Annotated in this window: 18 protein-coding genes; 8 read left to right on the forward strand and 10 right to left on the reverse strand. The window is 66.1% G+C overall.

All coding sequences use genetic code 11. The annotated features are described in order from the left end of the window. Window positions 1-31: 31 nt before the first annotated feature. The 5 genes from NR187_RS24575 to NR187_RS24595 all read left to right on the forward strand — a co-directional run bounded on the left by NR187_RS24575 (window position 32) and on the right by NR187_RS24595 (window position 6,352). A complete protein-coding gene (locus NR187_RS24575) occupies window positions 32-1,018 on the forward strand; it encodes an MDR family oxidoreductase (RefSeq protein ID WP_211386763.1) in 987 nt (328 codons plus the stop codon). 112 nt (window positions 1,019-1,130) lie between these two features. Further along, window positions 1,131-1,730 carry a hypothetical protein gene (locus NR187_RS24580; protein ID WP_211386762.1) on the forward strand — a complete coding sequence of 200 codons (600 nt, stop codon included), beginning with the start codon at window positions 1,131-1,133 and terminating at the stop codon, window positions 1,728-1,730. A gap of 164 nt (window positions 1,731-1,894) precedes the next feature. Beyond that, complete coding sequence (locus tag NR187_RS24585; RefSeq protein ID WP_211386761.1) at window positions 1,895-2,146, forward strand: hypothetical protein; 252 nt, start codon at window positions 1,895-1,897, stop codon at window positions 2,144-2,146. A gap of 389 nt (window positions 2,147-2,535) precedes the next feature. Further along, window positions 2,536-4,269 (forward strand): methyl-accepting chemotaxis protein, encoded by a 1,734-nt coding sequence (locus NR187_RS24590; RefSeq protein ID WP_211386760.1) that lies wholly within the window; start codon window positions 2,536-2,538, stop codon window positions 4,267-4,269. Window positions 4,270-4,663: 394 nt separating this feature from the next. Further along, window positions 4,664-6,352, forward strand: coding sequence for a methyl-accepting chemotaxis protein (locus NR187_RS24595; protein WP_211386759.1), 1,689 nt, complete (start codon window positions 4,664-4,666; stop codon window positions 6,350-6,352). On the opposite strand, the gene NR187_RS24600 is transcribed toward NR187_RS24595, so the two are convergent. The 6 genes from NR187_RS24600 to NR187_RS24625 all read right to left on the reverse strand — a co-directional run bounded on the left by NR187_RS24600 (window position 6,349) and on the right by NR187_RS24625 (window position 12,855). After that, window positions 6,349-9,051, reverse strand: coding sequence for a DUF2339 domain-containing protein (locus NR187_RS24600; protein WP_211386758.1), 2,703 nt, complete (start codon window positions 9,049-9,051; stop codon window positions 6,349-6,351). The two genes, NR187_RS24595 and NR187_RS24600, sit on opposite strands and share 4 nt — an antisense overlap. 49 nt (window positions 9,052-9,100) lie before the next feature. Then, a complete protein-coding gene (locus tag NR187_RS24605; protein ID WP_211386757.1) occupies window positions 9,101-10,069 on the reverse strand; it encodes an NAD regulator in 969 nt (322 codons plus the stop codon). A 19-nt stretch (window positions 10,070-10,088) separates the two neighbouring features. Beyond that, a complete protein-coding gene (locus NR187_RS24610; protein WP_211386756.1) occupies window positions 10,089-10,595 on the reverse strand; it encodes a tyrosine phosphatase family protein in 507 nt (168 codons plus the stop codon). Window positions 10,596-10,739: 144 nt separating this feature from the next. Further along, entirely contained in the window at window positions 10,740-11,354 is a 615-nt protein-coding gene (locus NR187_RS24615; protein WP_256807945.1) for an HD family hydrolase, read from the reverse strand. Continuing rightward, window positions 11,351-11,977, reverse strand: a complete 627-nt coding sequence (locus NR187_RS24620; protein ID WP_256807946.1) for a DNA-3-methyladenine glycosylase I — start codon at window positions 11,975-11,977, stop codon at window positions 11,351-11,353. The genes NR187_RS24615 and NR187_RS24620 overlap by 4 nt, the downstream gene beginning before the upstream one ends. Then, complete coding sequence (locus NR187_RS24625; RefSeq protein WP_211386753.1) at window positions 11,974-12,855, reverse strand: folate-binding protein YgfZ; 882 nt, start codon at window positions 12,853-12,855, stop codon at window positions 11,974-11,976. The genes NR187_RS24620 and NR187_RS24625 overlap by 4 nt, the downstream gene beginning before the upstream one ends. 101 nt (window positions 12,856-12,956) lie before the next feature. Between NR187_RS24625 and NR187_RS24630 the strand changes: the two genes are divergently transcribed. Both NR187_RS24630 and NR187_RS24635 read left to right on the forward strand, forming a co-directional pair. Further along, entirely contained in the window at window positions 12,957-14,291 is a 1,335-nt protein-coding gene (locus NR187_RS24630) for a dihydroorotase (RefSeq protein WP_211386752.1), read from the forward strand. A gap of 132 nt (window positions 14,292-14,423) precedes the next feature. Further along, complete coding sequence (locus NR187_RS24635) at window positions 14,424-15,293, forward strand: sulfurtransferase (RefSeq protein WP_211386751.1); 870 nt, start codon at window positions 14,424-14,426, stop codon at window positions 15,291-15,293. A 188-nt stretch (window positions 15,294-15,481) separates the two neighbouring features. Here NR187_RS24635 and NR187_RS24640 read toward each other — a convergent pair whose 3' ends face one another. The 4 genes from NR187_RS24640 to NR187_RS24655 all read right to left on the reverse strand — a co-directional run bounded on the left by NR187_RS24640 (window position 15,482) and on the right by NR187_RS24655 (window position 17,293). Beyond that, a complete protein-coding gene (locus NR187_RS24640) occupies window positions 15,482-15,748 on the reverse strand; it encodes a hypothetical protein (protein WP_007594892.1) in 267 nt (88 codons plus the stop codon). 181 nt (window positions 15,749-15,929) lie between these two features. Beyond that, window positions 15,930-16,307: a TIGR02301 family protein gene (locus NR187_RS24645; RefSeq protein ID WP_211386750.1), complete on the reverse strand. Its 378-nt coding sequence runs from the start codon at window positions 16,305-16,307 to the stop codon at window positions 15,930-15,932. A gap of 47 nt (window positions 16,308-16,354) precedes the next feature. After that, window positions 16,355-16,789: an NUDIX hydrolase gene (locus NR187_RS24650; RefSeq protein ID WP_211386749.1), complete on the reverse strand. Its 435-nt coding sequence runs from the start codon at window positions 16,787-16,789 to the stop codon at window positions 16,355-16,357. Between the two features lie 3 nt (window positions 16,790-16,792). Beyond that, window positions 16,793-17,293, reverse strand: a complete 501-nt coding sequence (locus NR187_RS24655) for a hypothetical protein (protein WP_211386748.1) — start codon at window positions 17,291-17,293, stop codon at window positions 16,793-16,795. A 63-nt stretch (window positions 17,294-17,356) separates the two neighbouring features. On the opposite strand from NR187_RS24655, the gene NR187_RS24660 reads away from it, so the two are divergent. Continuing rightward, window positions 17,357-18,121 carry an SOS response-associated peptidase gene (locus NR187_RS24660; protein WP_211386747.1) on the forward strand — a complete coding sequence of 255 codons (765 nt, stop codon included), beginning with the start codon at window positions 17,357-17,359 and terminating at the stop codon, window positions 18,119-18,121. Window positions 18,122-18,135: the final 14 nt, after the last annotated feature.

Below are 18,135 nucleotides of genomic sequence, written 5' to 3' on the forward strand. Positions count from 1 at the left end.
CATCCCGGCAAACAAGCCAGGGAGGTTTGCTGTGGCCACGTTCAAGGCGATCCGGATCGACAAGGCGGACAAGGGCACCACCGCGCAGCTCACGCAGTTCGACGAAGCCGAACTGATGGAGGGCGACGTCACCGTCCGCGTGGAATGGTCGACGCTGAACTACAAGGACGGTCTCGCGCTCACCGGCAAGGCGCCGGTGGTGCGCCGCTTCCCGATGATCGCCGGCATCGATTTCGCCGGCACGGTCGAGCAGTCCTCCCATCCGCAATGGAAGGCGGGCGACAAGGTCGTCTGCACCGGCTGGGGCATGGGCGAGACCCATCTCGGCGCCTATGCCGAGAAGGCGCGGGTGAAGGGCGACTGGCTGGTCGCATTGCCGCAGGGCCTGTCGGCGCGCGATGCCATGGCGATCGGTACCGCCGGCTTCACCGCGATGCTCTCGGTGCTCGCGCTGGAGAAGCACGGGTTGTCGCCGAAAAGCGGCCCCGTCGTGGTGACGGGCGCGGCCGGTGGCGTCGGCTCGGTCGCCACCGCCGTGCTGTCGAAGCTCGGCTACCACGTCATCGCCTCGACCGGCCGCGCCACGGAAGCGGACTATCTGAAAGGGATTGGTGCAGCCGAAGTGATCGACCGCAACGAATTGTCGGGGACGGCCAAGCCGCTTGCCAGGGAACGCTGGGCGGGGGGCGTGGACAGCGTCGGCTCCAACACGCTCGCGAATCTCCTGTCGATGACGAAGTATGGCGGCGCGATCGCGGCCTGCGGCCTGGCTGCCGGCATGGACCTGCCGTCGTCTGTCGCACCTTTCATTTTGCGCGGGGTGTGCCTTCTCGGCATCGATTCCGTGATGTGCCCGATCGAGCCGCGAAAGGCCGCCTGGCAGCGGCTGGCTTCCGATTTGGATCGGACGAAACTATCTGAAATCACTCATGAAATTGCGCTCTCCGAAGTTTCGGCGTGGGGCGCGAAAATCCTGGCGGGTCAGGTCCGGGGTCGCATCGTGGTAAAAATTGTCTAACGGCGTTCAGACTTTGCCAACCAAGCTGCTTCAATGTCGCCATGGTTAGTATGGTAAGCAGCGGGTAAAGAGATAAGGCATAGCCCGCTGCGGGGTTGGTTCGGAGTTGAGCATGCTTGCGCGTATTGTGTTGGGGGCTGTCACGGCGGCAGCGACGTTGGCGCCGGCCATTGCAGGAAGCATGAACGCCGACGAGGCGCGGCGCTTCGTGGCCGGCAAGGTGTTCGCCTTCACGTGTTTCGATGGCACGCGCGGCGCGGGCCGCATCCTGGACGATCTCGGCGCCGCCGGCGCGGTGCAGTTCTCCGGCGCAGGCCCGGTGAAACATCTCCGCCTGCCCGGCAACACGCTCCAGATCCGCGGCCAGAACGTTTGCGCCTCGATCAAGGGCATTCCGTTCGAGCCCTGTTTCAACCTTGAAAAGACCGACGATCGCAGCTTCCGCGGCTCGGTGTCGGGGATGGGCTTTGCCTATTGCGACTTCCACCACCAGGGCGGCAACCAGATGCTGATGGCGCGCGCTGCGGCGCGTCCGCGCTCGCTGCGCACCTCGGAACACACCGGTTCGGTCGGCGCGTCCAACACCGAGGTCGCCGCGCGAGTGGAGACCCCGCGGGTCGAGAGCAGCCGGCTCGAGCCGGTGAAGCCGGAAGCCAAATCGGAGCCCGCCGGCAACGAGGGTCCGCTGGAGCTGCGCCGCTCGACCCAGTGAGTTGGCTGCGCGGGACGGTCCGCGCACTTTGTCGTTGAGAGCTGCCGTCGAAACACGAAGCCGCCGCGCCGTAGTCATACGGACGGCGGCTTTCATGCGTTGGTAGCGACTCGCGCCCCAGTTTGCGTACGGCCGGGGGGCGCGGCCCGATAAAGGGTTCAACGATGTCGCTGTACTTCTTCCGTATCAGCACTGGCCGCTATTCCGGCGCTGCCGACCAGCCATATGAGTTCGAGGATCGCGCCGCGGCCTGGACCGAGATGACCGAAGTCTGCGCCAATTTGCTCGGCGGCATCGCGCGCAGCCTGAAGCCGAACGCCGAGTGGCGCATGGAGCTGCTCGACGAGAACAAGAAGCCGGTCTTCTGTATCAGTCTCGTCGGCGAAAGCCATCCGCTTCCCAACCGCATCGATTGATCTCCGCGCCGCCAGGCGCGTTCGCGCGGCATCGATGTTCGCGCTGCTACGACTCGATTTGTTGAGGAGCTCGGAATTGTTCGGAGGGATGTTCTTCCGAAATGTGAACTCCGCCGGGTTGGTCCTCCGAACGGAAGCAATACATTTTCTCAGTCGCATTCGCCTCCCGGCGCCTGCCCCCCCACAGCCCTATCACTGCGTGTGATTAACTTGTTAAGCGCGCATTCCGTGCTGGATTTCAAGGGGTTTCCGCGCTCATGCAGTATTTCCACGGGGGCCGTTGTTAACCAGATTGGAATGGCAATCGCTCATTTTTTGAGCAAGGGCGATCAACGCCGAGGGCGGCCGACAATGATTTGGCTGCGCATTTCCCCAAGGAAAGCATGCCCATGTTGAGCCTCGTTCAGAATTTGCGGATCGGGACCAAGCTGGCGATTGCGTCGGCCCTCGGTATCCTTCTGGTCCTTTCCATGATCGCAAGTCAGCTTGCCGGCAACGGCAGCGTGCGCGGCTCGAACCAGGCCGCATTCGCGCAGCTCGAGCTGGCGCGGGACGCGATCGAAGCCAAACTCTTGTTGCGCGGCATGCAGCTCGCCGTCCGCGATATCCGGCTCGCCAGCAATTCGGGTGAATTGCAGAAGGCGAGCGAGACTCTGGTGGAGCGGTCGAAAGCGCTGAACGGCGCCGTCGACGCCATGCTCAAGCTGACGCATTCCGCGGAAAATCGTGCGCGCATCGAAAAGGTCAAGGGCCTGTCCGCGGACTACTCGAAAGGCGCACTCCAGAACGCCTCGGTTCGCAGCGAGGCCATCGCCCTGGCGGGCACCGACCCTGTCCGCTCTGCCAAGATGGCCGAGGAAGGCGTGCGCCTGGCCCGTGAGGTGACGCTGCCGATCGCTGCGCAGCTCGACACGCTGACGGACCAGATCGCCGATTTCGCCAGACACAGAAGCGGCGAGGAGATCAGCGCAGCGACGCAGGAAACGGCTGCGAGCGAACGTCTCGGCATGGTGGTCGGTGCGTGCGCCGTGCTCGTTCTTGTCGGTTCGTGGCTCATGTCCTTCCTGACCATCGCGCGGCCGATCCGCGCGCTCACGGTCGCGATGGACAAGCTCGCCGGTGGTGATTTCTCCGTGGTGCTGCCGGGCCTCGGCCGCAAGGACGAGGTCGGCGGAGTCGCGGCGGCCGTCGAGAAGTTCAAGATCGTGTCGGAGCAGAAGGCACGCGAGGAGGCCGAGGCCAAGATGCGGCAGGATCAGGCCGCGGCCGAGCAGCGCAAAGCCGAGATGCGCAGGCTTGCCGACGGCTTCGAAGGAGCCGTTGGCGAGATCGTCGATACCGTCTCCTCCGCTGCGACAGAGCTCGAAGCTTCGGCGTCGACCTTGACCTCGACGGCCGAGCGCGCACAGGAATTGACGACGATGGTGGCTGCGGCCTCCGAAGAAGCGTCCACCAACGTGCAGTCGGTGGCGTCGGCGACGGAGGAGCTATCGTCTTCCATAACGGAGATCAGCCGGCAGGTGCAGGAATCCGCGCGTGTGGCAAGCGAGGCGGTCAGCCAGGCCCGCACCACGACCGACCGCGTCGGAGAATTGTCCAAGGCGGCGGCGCGGATCGGCGACGTGGTCGAGCTGATCAACACCATCGCCGGCCAGACCAACCTGCTGGCGCTCAACGCCACGATCGAGGCGGCGCGCGCCGGCGAGGCCGGCCGCGGCTTTGCCGTGGTCGCCTCCGAGGTGAAGGCGCTTGCCGAGCAGACCGCGAAGGCAACCGGCGAGATCGGCCAGCAGATTTCCGGCATCCAGGCGGCGACGCAGGACTCCGTCAGCGCCATCAGCGCCATCAGCGACACCATCGAAAAGCTGTCCGAGATATCGTCCACCATAGCCGCGGCGGTCGAGGAGCAGGGCGCGGCGACGCAGGAAATCTCCCGCAACGTACAGCAGGCGGCGGAAGGCACCCATCAGGTGTCGTCCAACATCACCGACGTGCAGCGTGGCGCAGGCGAGACCGGCTCCGCGTCCTCGCAGGTGCTGGCGGCGGCACGGTCACTGTCCGGCGACAGCAATCGCCTCAAGCTCGAAGTCGGCAAATTCCTCGACACCGTGCGCGCCGCCTGACGGCGGCCGTCCTCGCCGATCATCGGCCGACTTCCCCATCGCTTGCGCAGGATGGCAACTGGCTGACGAGCGAGGTCGCGCGCTTCCTGGCGGCGGTGCAGACGGCGTGAGGGCCGTCCGCCTCGGTCGGATGCTGCCACGCAGGCGCGGCGCGCTCGCGCCGCAGCACGAATTCGCGCAGCTGCAACAGACGGTTGCAGAGAAAATAACGACGGCCGGGAGCGTCCCGTAGTTTTACGTAGGTTCCTGTTAACGCCTGTTTGCAACTATGAGAGCAATCTTACCGGATAAGAACCAGCCAGCATTGTTGGAATGACCACGCCCTGTCGTCCGTCGTGACGATTGCGGGCGCAGGTAAGTCGTGCGTTGCCAGCTATCATCGGGATTTGTCGTGATGTCGAAATTGTCGATCGTCTTCAAGCTTCTGGCCGTGTTATCGGTCCTCGTTCTGTCGCTCGCCGGCGTCGGCGTGACCGCGATCGGTACCATGCAGAGCATCAACGCGCACACGGTCGAGATCGCGGAGAGTTGGCTGCCCAGCGTGCGCGCGCTCGGCTCGCTGCGCGCCGACATCAACGAGCTGCGCGTCGCGCTCCGCCTGCATCTGATGCAGGACACCGCAGAGGGCAAGGACGCTGCCGAGAAGCGCCTCGCCTCGTTGCGGGAGCGCATCGAGAAGACCCGCAAGGTCTACGAACCACTGATCACCGTTGCCGAAGAGCGTTCGCTCTATGGGCAATGGACCACGGCGTGGGGTGAGTATCTGAACGGCGTGCAGGAGGTGATGGCGCTGTCGCGCAAGAGCGTCGGCCGCTTCCCGACGGAAGCCAACGAGCTGTTGCAGACCAGGGTCGCGAAGATGGCGCAGGCCGCCGATCCGCTGCTCCAGAAAGGCATCGAGATAAATAATCGCGGCGCGGAACTGGAGACCAAGCAGGCGGCTGACAGCTACGCGATGATCTTTCGCGTGCTGGTCGGCATCATCGTGCTTTCGGTCGTGATCGCGATCGGCGCTGCTTATTATCTCGTGCGCGACGTTTCCCGTGGTATCGCCTCGATCATCCGGCCGATGCAGTCGCTCGGCGAGGGCGATCTCTCGGCCGAGGTGCCGCATCGCGGCGAGAAAACCGAGATCGGCTCGATGGCGGATGCGCTCCAGATCTTCAAGGAAGCGCTGATCGCCAAGAAAGCCGCGGACGAGGCCGCCGCAGCCGACGCCGAGGCCAAGATCGAGCGCGGCCGCCGCGTCGACGCCATCACCCGCAAGTTCGAAGCCATGATCGGCGAGGTCGTCGGGACCGTGTCGTCGGCCTCGACCGAGCTCGAGGCTTCCGCGTCGACGCTGACCAGCACGGCGCAGCGCGGGCGCGAGCTCGCGACCGTCGTTGCCGCAGCGTCCGAAGAGGCCTCCACCAACGTGCAGGCCGTGGCATCCGCTTCGGAAGAGCTGTCGTCCTCCATCACCGAGATCAGCCGCCGCGTGCAGGATTCGGCACGGATGGCGGCGGAAGCCGTCGAACAGGCGACGCGGACCAACGCGCGCGTCAACGAGCTGTCGCAGGCGGCCGCCCGCATCGGCGACGTCGTCGAGCTCATCAACACCATCGCGGGCCAGACCAATTTGCTGGCGCTGAACGCGACCATCGAGGCCGCGCGTGCCGGCGAAGCCGGCCGCGGCTTCGCGGTCGTCGCCTCCGAGGTCAAGGCGCTGGCCGAGCAGACCGCGAAGGCGACCGGCGAGATCGGGGCGCAGGTCGCGGGCATTCAGGCCGCGACGCAGGAATCGGTCAGTGCCATCCAGGAGATCGGCGGCACCATCGAGCGGCTGTCCGAGGTGTCCGCGGCCATCGCCGCCGCCGTCGAGGAGCAGGGCGCGGCGACGCAGGAAATCTCGCGCAACGTGCAGCAGGCCTCGGTCGGCACCCAGGAGGTCTCGTCCAACATCACCGACGTGCAGCGCGGCGCGATCGAGACCGGCGAGGCCTCGACGGAAGTGCTGTCGGCGGCGAAATCGCTCGCGACCGACAGCACGCGCCTGAAGGTCGAGGTCGCGCAGTTCCTGGATTCGGTCCGCGCGGCCTAGCTGCTCGTCTGCTGAGCCGGCGGCGGTGCGACCTGCCGCCGGAACAGGATGCGCTGGTAGAGCCAGCCGATCGCGACCAGCACGATGCCGAGGCACATGAACGACAGCGCGCGGTAGACGCCTGTCAACGTCGACATGTCGATCACGAAAGCCTTCAGGATCGTCAGAGCGATGACGACGGCCGACGCCAGCCGCGCCCGCTCCGAATTGACGAGAATGCCGACGCCGAGCAGCACCACGCCGAAGCCGAGCCAGCCGATCGAATAGGTGTATTGCTCGGCGCCCGTGGTGCCGCCGCTAGTGAGGATCGGGCCGTGATAGAAGCGGCGGATCTCCAGCGTGACATAGGCAAGCGCGAACACGAGCGCGCCGCCCGCGATGGTGTTGGCGTAGGCCTTGCCGCGCTCGCCGACCACCGCATAGGACAACAGCAGCAGCAACACCGCCGGCAGTGCGTAGCCGAGCAGCAGCAGGTTGAACACCGCGCCGCCGACGTCGACCCGCCACAGCATCGGGTTCTCCAGGATGAAGAGTCCGAACACGCCGACGAGTCCGCCAATTGCCGTCAGCACGACGGCGCCGACATTGTGCACGATGCTGCGGCTGCGTAGCCGAAGCCGCTCCAGTCCGATCGCCATGGCGAACGCGACGCAGGCCTGCAACGCGCATTCCAGCAGCGACGGTGCCGATGTCATGCCGCCGCCGGTCGCGAAGTGGCGAATCTCCATAAAGGCGAGCAGCGCGGTGAACAGGATCGCGGCGGCCTCGACCACGCGCAGCGGCGCGTCGTCGCCGCGCCGGCGCAGGAACAGGCTCGCCGCCCAGAACGATGCCGCCGGCAGGCCGTAGCCCCAGAGCAGCCAGTTGAAGATCGGCGTGGTACCGACGGCGTCGCCAACGATACGCGGATCGTAGCCGATGCGCGCGGTGACGATCGCGGCGAAGATGGCGGCGAGCCGGCGCAGAACCGGGATCGGCCGCTGCAACGAGATCCAGGCGGTGCCGAGCGACATCAGTGCGAGCGCAATGGTGAGCCAGCCCTTCTCCAGCGCAAACGTCAGCGCCAGCGCCAGCGCACCGAGCGTGCCGGTCGCGAACAGTGCGGTCGAGGTGGCGACGCCCGGCCGGGTCTCGCGACGCATCAGGGCTTCGGTCGCAGCACCAAAGGCCGCGGCCAGCAGCACCGCAAGGATCGCGAACGGGATCGAGCGATCGAGATGGGCAATGCGCGCGTAGAGCGCGACCAGGATCGCGATCGGCGTTGCAACCCCCGCCGCCGACCACACGACCGGAATGATCGCCGAATTCGAACGGCCCTGCGCGAAAAAGCCCGCGAGGCCGAATCCGGCGGCAAAGACCGCGGCCATCACCAGATGCAGTGTCACCGAGCTGTCAGTCGCAACCGGTCCGACGCCGACCATGGGCCCGCCCGGCAGCACCAGCATGTCTGGGTTGGCGAGCACCGCCCATTCGGCGAACACGATGAAGACGGTCGCTGCAGCCGCGCCCAGCGCGCCCGTCGCCGCCGGGGCCCGCCAGGCGACGAACAGCGTGGCTCCCACGAGCAGCGTGAAGGCGATCAGCGCCAGATCGGCATGCGCGCTCGACAGCACGATCAGCATCGCGCCGAACAGATAGGCGCCGAGTGAGCTCGACGACACCGGTTCGATCTCCCCGTCCTCGATGCTGGGGCCGAACATGAACCCGCAGACCACGAGCAGCGCGGACAGCACGAAGCCGGCGATGACATGGAACGCGTGCGGCGCAACCTGCAAATCGCTAGTGTCGAGACCAGGGAAGATCCAGAGCACCGCGAAGGCGATGGTTGTCACCGCAAGCCAGCGCCACAGCCGGATGCGGGCGAGGCCGAAGCTCGCGGCGGTGACGATGGCGAGATAGATGTAGAGCGCCCAATAATCCGGCTTGCTGCTGGAGACGAGGATCGGCGTCACGAACGCGCCGACCACGCCGAGGCCCGCGAGCGCGGGTCCGTGCAACAGCGCCGCGGCCAGCGTGCCCAGCGCGACGAGGCCGAGCAGCACGAAGGCGGTCGCAGGCACGAGGAAGCCGTAGAGCGCATAGGCCGCGTAGATGGTGGCAAACGCCACCGCCGTTCCGGCCGCGGTGAGGATCGCGGGGATGTTGGCGATCGGCAGCGCGGCGATGTTGGAGATGCTTTCCTTGCGCCGCGACCATTCGCCGGCACCAAGGAGCGCAAGCGCGAACACGCCGCCGAGGAACACGCGCACGCCGGGGCCGACGAGGCCGGCCTCGATCGAATAGCGCACCATGAAGAAGCCGCCGAGCGCCAACGCAAGGCCGCCGATCCACACCACCCAGCGGGTGCCGAGCCGTTCCTCAAAGCCGGGCGCGGGCGCGGGCAATGGCGGCGGCGCATCCGCGCCGGGTTCGAGCGGGGGCGGCGAAACCTCTTCGGTCACGGGCGGAGGCGGCGCGGCCTCGGCTGCGGCTTCGGGCGCAAGCGGCGGCGGTTCTGCGGAGGCTGTCGCGGGCGCTTCAGCCTGCACCGCTGCGGGCATCAGCGGCGGCGGCTGCACGGGCCGCTGCGCGTAAAACATCTCTTCGAGCGAGTTCAGCCGGCGGCGCAACTCGGCCGCCTGGCTGGACGCCTTGATCGCGATCAGAAAGGCGATGATCGCAATGATCAGCGCAAAGACGTCAAACGGGCCGTCGAGCATGAAGCCTCCAGGCAACCGGCGGGCAGAGGCCGATCGCGCATGTGTCGGGTTAGCGTCGGGAGCGGACGCGCAAGCCCGGCGCGGGCCGCTCCTGGAGCACGTCGCGGCGGAAGCGGTAGAGCGCCGCCGGGCGTCCGCCCGTCTGTGTCGACATCACCCCGGTCGGTTCGACCAGGGCTTCGGTTTCGACCAGGCGGCGAAAATTCTGCTTGTGCAGGTGCCGGCCGGAGATTGCCTCCACCGTATACTGCAGTTCCGTAAGTGTGAACTCGGCGGGCAAAAGTTCAAAGACGACAGGACGATACTTCAGTTTTGCACGCAGCCGCGCGATCGCAGTCGCAAGAATCCGGCGGTGGTCGAAGCGCATGGACGTGCCGAGCGCGGGAAGTGTCTTGCGCGCTAATGCCGCAGGGCGGCCGTCGCGCCGCGCCTCCTCGATCAGCCCGGCCTCGTACAGGAGCTCGTAGCGGTCCAGCACGCGCTCCTCGTCCCAGGGCGCGCCGTCGAGGCCGAAATAGAACCGCACGCGATCCTTGCGCGGCAGCGCGCGCGTCGTCTCCGGGGTCTCCTGCTCGGCCCATGTCATCAGTGCCGGGAGGATGTCGCGCGCGATGATCGCGGGCGGCGCTTCGCGCCAGTCTTCCCATGGGAGGAAGCGATACCACGGCTCGAAGCTCGCACCGGTCGCCGCGAGTTCGCCGCCGACGGCGCGCGTCAGCGCGAGATATCCGATCGAGACCATGTGCGCGCCGGTGTCGCCGGCCTCGGCATGGCGGCCGCGATCGCCGAACGTATAGAGCTGCTCGACGTAGCCGAGCCGCAGGCCCGCCTGCTCCTCGACCCAGGCGCGCAGGCCGATCTCGAAGGTGCGATGGCTCAGCGCATCGAACGGGCCGAACGGCAGGCCGGCCAGCCCGTCGCTGCTACGCGCGGTGAGGATCAACGGCTCGTGGTTCTCGATCGCGACGATCGCCGCGGTCAGGCCGATCTCGATCGGCGTCAGGAGCTTGTCGCTCATGCGATGATGATCGCAGCGGTCATTCGAGCTCGATCACGAAGGGGCGGCCCTCGACCATCATCGCGCCCGGGCCCATCTCGTCGAGCGCGCGCAGCATGCGGCCGTTGCGTCCCAGCGCCCTGTCGGCAAGGGCGACGATGCGCCGGTTCGGCGAGGCGATCGGGGAGGCCGCGCGAATCTTCTTCGCGATCTCGACCTCGTCGCGTTCCGGATTGAGCGCGCAGACGGCCGCAAAGGCGCTCGCGGTGGAGCGGCTGATGCCGGCATAGCAATGCACCACCAGCGGCGCGCCGCGGTCCCAGCCGCGCACGAAGTTCAACACCTGCTCGATATGCGTTTCGGATGGCGCGACGAAGCCGTCCATCTCCTCGGTGATGTCGTCCATCGACACCTTGAGATGGTTGGCCGGCAGCACCGACACCGGTCGCGCCACCTGCTCGACATTGGCCATCACGGTCAGCACGTGGCTGGCCTTGGTGAGGCGGACGGTTTCGGGAAGGGCGGCGAGGGAGCAGACGTGGATCATGGCAGACCTTTTTGCCGCTGATTATAGCGAGCGTTCGCAGGGTGGGCAAAGGCGCATCGCGCCGCGCCCACCGCTTCGCGGCTCGCACATCTTGCCTAGTTTGGTGGGCGCATTTCGCTTCGCCCACCCTACGAAGTGATGATGCTACGCAAACACCGCCTTGAACCGCTCCAGAAACTGCTTCTCCGCCCGGGCCGCCGTCCAGGGCGTGAGGTAGTCGCGCCGGACGCTGTCGGACAGGCCGGGGTCGCGACCGAACAGGCGCCTCGCCTCGCTTTCGCTGAAGCCGGCAAGCTCGGTCGCCTCGAGGTAAGCCGCGCCGCGATCGGCGGCCTTGATGGCGAGCGTGATGTCGTCGGAGAGCACCGGCGGCAGGCCGAAACGGATGTGGATGGCGCCGAGCAGGCGCTTCTCGACCGCCTTGTAGTGACCGTCCAGCACAGCCTTGAACGGCGAGATCATGTCGCCGATCACATATTCGGGCGCATCATGCAGAAGCGCGGCAAGCCGCATGCGCTGGTCGGCGCGCGGCATCTCGTTCCGCATCACTGTTTCCATCAGCAGCGTGTGCTGCGCGACCGAGAAGATGTGCGCGCCGGTGGTCTGCCCGTTCCAGCGCGCGACCCGCGCCAGCCCATGCGCGATGTCGGCAATCTCGATATCGAGCGGGGAGGGATCGAGCAAATCGAGCCGCCGGCCCGACAGCATGCGCTGCCAGGCGCGGGACGCCAAGTCGGACTCCGTCTTCTTCGCGCTCATTTGAGCTTGAGGCGCGGCTTGCGCTGAGTCTTGCCGCAGTTCGCGTGGCAATGGCAGTCGACGAGATGGTCGTTGACCATGCCGGTCGCTTCCATGAAGGCATAGACGATGGTGGGGCCGACGAACTTGAAGCCGCGCGAGGAGAGCTCCTTGGAGATTTGCACGGACAGCGGCGTCGAGGCCGGCACGCTTGCGGTGGTCTTGAAATGATTGATCTTGGGCCTTCCGCCCATGAAATCCCACAGCAGCTTTGAGAAGCCGGGGCCCTTCTCCATGATGTCCAGATAGGACTTCGCGCTTAGGATCGCGCCGTCGATCTTGGCGCGGTTGCGAACGATGCCGGCATCGTTCATCAGCGCGTGGACTTTCTTTTCGTTGTAGCGCGCGATCTTCTCCGGCTGGAAGTCGTCGAAGGCTTTGCGGAAATTGTCGCGCTTGCGCAAAATCGTGATCCAGGACAAGCCGGCCTGGAAGCCGTCGAGGATCAGCTTTTCATAGAGCGCACGGTCGCCATATTCCGGCACGCCCCATTCGGTGTCGTGATAGGCGACATAGAGCGGATCTTCGCCGGGCCACGGGCAACGCGTCAGGCCGTCGGGATGCAGGCGGGGGGCGCGGCTCATGCGGTGGGCTGCTTGGCGGGAATACGGACGATTTCAGGTTCGGCGAGTGTCAGGGCAAGGCCGCCGGCGGTGAGCGGCTGGCCGGCGTCGAGCGCGTCGGCAACGCGGTCGATGCGCACCAGCGCGATGCCCTTGCCCTGCGCCGAAGAACCCATCGTGCCCACCGGCTTGTCACCGGCCAGAATGCTGACGCCGGCCTCCGGCGAGAGGTCATCGAGCAGCACCTTGACGCTGCGGGTGCGCGCGGTGCCGCGATGCTGCATCCGCGAGACGACCTCCTGGCCGACATAGCAGCCCTTGTCGAAATCGACGCCGGCAAGCCGGTCCATGTTGGTCTCGTGCGGGAATGCGTCGCTGTACGTGAAATCGAGCCCGCCGCGAGGCACCCCGAGCGCGATTCGGTGGGCTTCATAGGCGGCGGCATCGACCAGTTCGGCGCCAATGAGATCGGAGAGCTTCTCCTTGAGCTGTTCGGGGATCAGGATGCGATAGCCGAGCTCGCCATGGCGCGGATCGGCAAAGGCAAGGTCCGGTTGCGCGGCCGGCTGGCCGTCCCAGGCAGCGAGCACGCCGAGATCGTCGGAGAGGTTTTCCACGATGACCTTGGCGCGCAGCTTGTAGAATTTCAGCTTGGTGGCGAGGCCCTCGGCGAGCGGCTTCGGGCAGTCGATCAGGAACCCGCCGCCATGGCCGGCAGGTGCTTCCGTGATCAGGAAATCGACGATGATCTTGCCCTGCGGCGTCAGCAGCGCACCGAATCGCCCCAGGCCCGGCTTGAGCCTGTCGAGATCGGTGGTGACGAGGCCGTTGAGGAAGTTGCGCGCATCCTCGCCCGCGACCTTGACCACGCCCCGGTCGGGAAGAAACGCTGATTTCATGCGAAAATCTCTTGCGACATGTTGCTCCGGAACGTAAGCCCGCAAGGATTAAACGACAAGACCTCGAGCCCTGCGCTTGGGGATGAGAGAGGCCTTCAGCCATGACCCAGCGTTTCGATGTGATCCTCAGGGGTGGCACCGTGGTCAACCAGGACGGCGAGGGTGTTCGCGATATCGGCATCACCAACGGCCGGATCGCCGAATTGGGCCCGCTGTCGCAGGCGTCTGCCGCGGAAGTGATCGACTGCAAGGGCCTGCACATCCTGCCCGGTGTGATGGACACGCAGGTGCATTTCCGCGAGCCCGGGCTGGAGCAGAAGGAAGACCTCGAGACCGGCTCGCGCAGCGCCGTGATGGGCGGCGTCACCGCCGTGTTCGAGATGCCGAACACGTCTCCGTTGACCGTGACGGAGGCCACCTTCACCGACAAGGTGAAGCGCGCCCATCACCGCATGCATTGCGATTTCGCATTCTTCATCGGCGGTACCCGCGAGAACGTGCAGGACCTGCCGGTGCTCGAACGCGCGCCGGGCTGCGCCGGCGTCAAGGTGTTCATCGGCTCCTCGACCGGCGCGCTGCTGGTGGAGGACGACGAGAGCCTGCGCCGTATCTTCCAGGTGATCCGCCGCCGCGCCGCCTTCCATGCCGAGGACGAATACCGCCTCAACGAGCGCAAGCCGCTGCGCATCGAGGGCGATACACGCTCGCATCCGGTGTGGCGCGACGAGACCGCGGCGCTGACGGCGACGCAGCGCCTGGTCAAGCTCGCGCACGAGACCGGCAAGCGTATCCACGTGCTGCACATCTCGACCAAGGAAGAGATCGAGTTCCTGCGCGACCACAAGGACGTCGCGTCCTGCGAGGCGACGCCGCACCATCTCACGCTGGTCGCGCCCGAATGCTACGAGCGGCTCGGCACGCTGGCGCAGATGAACCCGCCGGTGCGTGGCGCCGATCACCGCGCCGGCATCTGGCGCGGCATCGAGCAGGGCATCATCGACGTGCTCGGCTCCGATCACGCCCCGCATACGCTGGAAGAGAAGCAGAAGACCTATCCCGCTTCGCCCTCGGGCATGACCGGCGTGCAGACGCTGGTGCCGCTCATGCTCGACCACGTCAATGCCGGCCGGCTGTCGCTGGCACGGTTCGTCGACCTCACCAGCGCCGGCCCCGCGCGCCTCTACAACATGGCCTGCAAGGGCCGCATCGCCGCGGGCTACGACGCCGATTTCACCATCGTCGATCTCAAGCGCAGCGAAACCATCACCAACAAATGGGTGGCTTCCAAGGCCGGCTGGACGCCGTATGATGGCGTGCGTGTGACCGGTTGGCCCGTCGGCACCTTCATCCGCGGTCGCCGCGTGATGTGGCAGGGCGAACTGGTGACGGCTTCGCAAGGCGAGCCCGTGCGGTTTCTGGAGACGCTGAAGCAGTAGGGCAGGATGCAGCCTCGTCATTGCGAGGAGCGAAGCAATCCAGAATCCCTCCGCGGCGGCAGTCTGGATTGTTTCGCTGCGCGCAAAGACGAGGGGAGAAAGCTACACTCCCTCGATAGGGAGAGCAGTCAGATGTCCCAACCGACACCCCTCATCACCACCGACCAACTCGCCGCTATACTCGGCGATCCCAACCTGCGCCTCTACGACTGCACGACCTACAACGAGCCGGTGCCACCGGGCAGCGATTTGCCCTATCGCGCAGTGCCCGGCGACAAGACCTTCGCGGCCGGCCACATCCCGGGCGCCGATTTCCTCGACCTGCAGGGCGAGTTCTCCGACACCTCCGCGCAGCAGTTCTTCATGATGCCCGGTATCGCGCAGCTGGAGGCCGCGTTCGGCCGCCATGGCGCGGATGCGTCAAAGACCATCGTGCTCTACAGCATCGGCACCATGATGTGGTCGACGCGGTTCTGGTGGATGCTGCGCTCGCTCGGCGTCGATGCGAAAGTGCTCGATGGTGGTTTCGACAAATGGAAGGCCGAGGGGCGGCCGGTCGTAACGGGCGCATCGAAGGGCTATCCCGCCACGACCTTCAAGGCCGCGCCGCGCGCGGGCTTCTTCGTCGACAAGAACGCCGTAAAGGCGCGGATCGGTGATCCCTCCACGGCAATCGTCAACGCACTGGGACCGCAGTTTCATCGCGGCCTCGAGCCGAGCCGCTACGGCCGGCCCGGCCGTGTTCCCGGCAGCGTCAACGTGTCGGCTGCAACGCTCGTGAATGCCGACAAGACCCTGACCTCGCTTGCGGATGCCGAAGCGAAGTTCGCCGCGGCAGGCGTCACGCGCGACAAGGATGTGATCCTGTATTGCGGCGGCGGCATCTCGGCGACGATCGACCTGCTGATGCTGACGCAACTCGGCTACGACAAGCTGACGCTGTACGACGCCTCGATGGGTGAGTGGGCGAGGGACCCGGCGCTGCCGATCGAGACGGACTAGAGACAACATTTCCCGACCGCAGCGGGAACATCTCCCGGCCGTCGCGAGACTAATGCTTGTCCGGGTAAGGCGGCTTCCGTGCGATAAACGCAGCAGACTTCGCGAACTCGTTCGCAAAATCCTGTTCGCAAAGTCATTCATCCGTAGACTGGCCCCGCCCGCGTGGCGGGGTCATTTTCGAACAGCGGTTACTGCCGGGAGATGTCGACGGAGAATTCGCCGTTGCGGATGCGGCCGGGAAAGCCCTCGACGAATTTCGCCACCGCGTCCTCGCCATAGGTGCCCACGAGCTCGGCCAAGGCCGCAAACAGGCTCGCCTGCGCCAGGCAGTCGCCGTCGACGCCATCGTGGCGCGCTTCGGCCCAGGCCTCGTTGAGATAGCTCAGCGCGGCCTGTTTCTGCTCGTGATCGGGTAGCGGCGCGCGGGCGGGGGCATAGGACACTGGATGGCTCATGAAACTCGACAGGGCTGGGGCGCGATCCACGGCGATGCGCTGTGCGAGAGGTGTAGCACGCGCATTAACGCCCGCTAGGCCACATCTTTAGGAACGGTTAACGGCTGTGAACAAAGACGATGACAGGGTTCCTGCGACGCGTAGGATGAGGGACTTGCGTTCGGATGAGGGGGGCGGGCGCTCAGTTCGCGTAACGCGCCGTGAGATCGCGCGAGATTTTCGAGCCTTCCTCGATATAGCGGCGGATCGCCACCGTCGCGGCGGGCGTGCAGCTCCGGTAGGTCTGCTGGAAGCCGTTATAGCCGCGGTTGAAGCCGGCGATCATGCGGGTGCGGCGTTCGCCGGAGGGGGTTTCCGCATCGATCAGCGCCTGCATCTCGTTGCGCCATTTGTTGCCTTCGTTGGACCCGCAGATGCCGCGCAGATAGTGCAGCCCGCCGAGAATCTCCGCCAGCCGCTGCAAATCGGCGTCGAACGGCGCCGCCACGTCCTGGGCCCGGGCGGGCGCGGAGGCGCAGGCGAGAATCAGGGCGAAAATGGCCAGAAATCGCGTGGACATCGGCGGGGTGTATGCCTCTTCACGCCGGTGGAAGCAAGGCGAGGCGGTCAGGGCCCGATCAGCCGGGCGGCGGCCTGAATGACCTCCTCCAGCCCCCCGGTCAGCTTGAGGTCGCCGAGGCTCGCCAGGGCGTCCGGGGCGATCCAGCGGTAGTCGTCGAGCTCATCATTCAGGGCCGGCTCCCGGGCCACCCAGCGGGCGGCAAAGGACATGATCAGGTAATGGCCGGCGCCGGCCGTGGCCGGCAGCACTTCGCGCCAACCGGCGAGACCGATGATCTCGATGGCGAGCCCGGTCTCCTCGTCGACCTCGCGCGCCAGCGCCTGGTGCAGCGATTCGCCGAACTCGACCCGGCCGCCCGGCAGCGAATAGAACCCTTTGGCGGGCGAGCGGGCGCGGCGGGTCAGCAGCACCTTGCCGTCGCGGAAGATCGCGGCACTGACCGCGACCTGGGGATGGCTGGGCTGGGCGACCGCAGCCACGGTTCAGTTCGCCATGATGGTATCGACGTCGGCTTCCGCGCCGCCATTGATGATGCCGCCGCAGGCCGCGATCAACGGCTTGACCCAGGCCGTCGCCTGCTCGGCGAGGCGGACGCGGGTCGTGTCCTTCTCGACCTCGCGCATGGCCGATCCGACCGCGGTCAGGATCGAGGTCATGGTGTCGGTGATGTGGTCGAACTGTGTGCGCAGGTTCGGATCGGCTTTTTCATAGGCCTCGATCGCCAGATCGCGGGCCTTGAAATTCGACGCCGTGAAATGCTCGGCATAGGACAGCGGCGACCAGGTCAAAAAATCTTCCGCGCATTCCGGCATGTCCGGGACCATCTCCAACAGCATCACGGCTTCATTGAAATGGTTGAGATAGTCGGTGGCAAGCCCGGTCCGAGGGTTGATGTTGGCCACGCGCAGCCGCTCGGCCCAGGCGGCGGCCTCGGGGCCCGTCTGTGCATGCGTCCGCGCGGGTTGGGAGGCCGTTGAGCTCATCCGCCGCAGTGTTAACGTTCGGGGTTAAAAGGACCTGAACAGACCCTATATAGACGCCCTAGGATGTGTGGACGCTTCGTCATAACTTCGGCCCCCGCGGCTTTACGGCAACTGTTCGGCTACATCGAGCAGCCGAATTTCCCGCCCCGGTACAATGTCGCCCCGACGCAACCGATTCCGGTTGTTCTGGTCGAGAACGGCGCGCGGCATTTCCGTCTGATGCGCTGGGGGCTGTTGCCGAGTTGGGTCAAGGATCCCAAAGGGTTTACGCTCCTGATCAATGCCCGCTCGGAAACGGTGCTGGAGAAGCCCGCGTTCAAACGCGCGATTCGCCGGCGGCGGGGCCTGATCCCGGCTGACGGCTATTACGAATGGAAGGCCGAAGGTGGCCGCAAGCAGCCCTTCTTCATCCACCGCGCCGACGGCACGCCGCTCGGCTTTGCCGCGATATTCGAGACCTGGGCCGGGCCGAACGGCGAAGAACTCGATACGGTCGCAATCGTCACGGCGGCGGCAGGCGAGGATCTGGCCGCGCTGCATGACCGCGTGCCCGTCACCATCAGCCCGCGCGATTTCGAGCGCTGGCTCGATATAAGGGGCGACGAGGTCGATACGATCCTGCCGCTGATGACGGCCCCGCGCATCGGCGAATTCGCCTGGCACCCGGTCTCCACCCGCGTCAATCGCGTCGCCAATGACGACGAGCAGTTGCTGCTGCCGATCAGTGCGGAGGAGATGGAGGCGGAGGTAGAGGCCGCGAAACCGAAGAAGGCCGCGCGGAAAACGGTGGCCGGGCCGGAGGATGGCGGACAAGGGTCGTTGTTCTGATCACCGGCGCCGTA

The sequence above is a fragment of the Bradyrhizobium sp. Bra64 genome, from assembly GCF_024519875.1.
Classification (GTDB): Bacteria; Pseudomonadota; Alphaproteobacteria; order Rhizobiales; family Xanthobacteraceae; genus Bradyrhizobium; species Bradyrhizobium japonicum_G.